Annotated in this window: 1 protein-coding gene; it reads right to left on the bottom strand. The window is 62.9% G+C overall.

Features of this window, described 5'->3' with window-relative positions:
• Window positions 1-146: siderophore-interacting protein (locus SB754_RS21860; protein WP_410784405.1), on the bottom strand; the 146-nt coding region annotated here is incomplete at its 3' end.
• Between the last annotated feature and the right edge of the window lie 105 nt (window positions 147-251).

The raw sequence follows: 251 nt of genomic DNA, 5'->3' as shown, positions 1-251 counted from the left end.
CACTGGTCGAAGCCGCGATAGTCGAAGCGACGCAGGTCCGCCCCTCCCAGGGTGACGCGCACCATGTTCGGCGTCACACGCTCGCGGCGCACCACCTCGGCACGGACGAGCCCCGACTCGGAGTGCGTGACGGCGATGTTCGACATGAATCCCCCTTTTGAAGTAAGGCTAACCTAACATCAATTTTCGCCCTGTCGGAGACGGCCGTCGCGTCATAAGCTCGCCCTATGCAACATGTGGCCTCCGCGGAC

The sequence above is a fragment of the Leifsonia sp. SIMBA_070 genome (assembly GCF_046534635.1).
Taxonomy (GTDB): domain Bacteria; phylum Actinomycetota; class Actinomycetes; order Actinomycetales; family Microbacteriaceae; genus Leifsonia.
The sequence above is the reverse complement of the archived record's forward strand: the minus strand, read 5'-3'. Positions and strand labels throughout refer to the sequence as shown.